Source organism: Oleiphilus sp. HI0066 (genome assembly GCF_001635725.1).
This window is the reverse complement of record NZ_LWFH01000811.1, coordinates 1-1,701: the sequence shown is the minus strand read 5'-3', so window position 1 is coordinate 1,701 and position 1,701 is coordinate 1. Positions and strand designations below refer to the sequence as shown.

Below are 1,701 nucleotides of genomic sequence, written 5' to 3'. Positions count from 1 at the left end.
GCCGGAAGAAAACATGGGTGACGTTGTTGGTGATCTTAACCGTCGTCGAGGGATTATTTCCGGAATGGAAGAGGGTCCTTCAGGTAAGGTTGTCAATGCCGAGGTGCCTTTGTCAGAAATGTTTGGTTATGCGACAGATCTACGGTCTGCGACGCAAGGCCGTGCAACATACGCGATGGAGTTTTTGAAATACGCAGAAGCGCCATCAAACATCGCAGAAGTTATTATTAACAAGTACTAACCTTTAAACGCTAAGGGGAATTACCGTGGCAAAAGAAAAGTTTGAAAGAAGTAAGCCGCACGTTAACGTTGGAACAATTGGCCACGTTGATCACGGCAAAACAACACTAACAGCAGCACTTACTCGTGTATGTGCAGAAGTATTCGGTGGTGAGAAGGTAGACTTCGCTAACATCGATAACGCTCCAGAAGAACGTGAGCGTGGTATTACAATCGCAACGTCACACGTAGAGTACGATTCAAACGATCGTCACTACGCGCACGTTGACTGTCCTGGACACGCGGACTACGTGAAAAACATGATCACTGGTGCTGCTCAAATGGACGGCGCGATCCTAGTATGTGGTGCGACTGACGGTCCAATGCCTCAGACTCGTGAGCACATCCTTCTTTCTCGTCAGGTTGGTGTTCCATACATCGTAGTATTCTTGAACAAAGCAGATCTTCTTGCTGAAGACTGTGGCGGTGCAGGTACTGAAGAATACAACGAAATGCTTGAGTTGGTTGAAATGGAGCTTCGTGAGCTTCTAGATCAATACGAATTCCCTGGTGACGACACTCCAATCATTCCTGGTTCTGCTTTGATGGCATTGAACGGCGAAGATGACAACGAGTTGGGTACAACTGCTGTTAAGAAGCTTGTTGAAGCGCTTGATACGTACATCCCAGAGCCAGAGCGTGCAATCGATCAACCATTCCTAATGCCAGTAGAAGACGTATTCTCTATCTCTGGTCGTGGTACGGTAGTAACTGGTCGTGTTGAGCGTGGTATCATCACTGTTGGTGACGAAATCGAAATCATCGGTATCCGTGAAACTCAAACCACTACTTGTACTGGTGTTGAGATGTTCCGTAAGCTTCTTGATGAGGGTCGTGCGGGCGAGAACGTTGGTGTTCTTCTACGTGGTACTAAGCGTGACGACGTTGAGCGTGGTCAGGTTCTATGTGTTCCTGGTTCTGTTAAGCCGCACACTAAGTTCGAAGCTGAAGTATACGTACTAAGCAAAGATGAAGGTGGTCGTCACACGCCATTCTTCAAAGGCTACCGTCCACAGTTCTACTTCCGTACTACGGACGTAACGGGTGCATGTGAGCTTCCAGAAGGCGTTGAAATGGTAATGCCTGGCGATAACGTACAGCTTTCTGCAGAATTGATCGCGCCAATCGCGATGGAAGAAGGTTTGCGTTTCGCAATTCGTGAAGGCGGTCGTACAGTAGGTGCGGGCGTTGTAGCGAAAATCATCGAATAAGATATTTCGGTACTGAAAAGGCCGCCTTTTGGGCGGCCTTTTTTGTTGTTATATCAGTTTGCAAAGGGGTTAATAGTGCGTGTTGACACGTTTGTGTGCAATGTGTACAATGCCGCTCCTTTTTTGTACAGGTGCTGCGAAAACATACTGTTTAAGCGGCGATAATCGGAGTTTTGTTAAGTATGCAAAGCCAAAAAATCAGAATCAGACT

1 protein-coding gene and 1 pseudogene are annotated in these 1,701 nt (G+C 47.1%); both read left to right on the top strand.

What is annotated here, in order from left to right:
• A pseudogene (fusA, locus tag A3738_RS09645) lies at positions 1–241 on the top strand (elongation factor G); the annotation flags it as partial.
• A 25-nt stretch (positions 242–266) separates the two neighbouring features.
• Positions 267–1,490, top strand: a complete 1,224-nt coding sequence (gene tuf, locus A3738_RS09640; RefSeq protein ID WP_068478061.1) for an elongation factor Tu — start codon at positions 267–269, stop codon at positions 1,488–1,490.
• Positions 1,491–1,701: the final 211 nt, after the last annotated feature.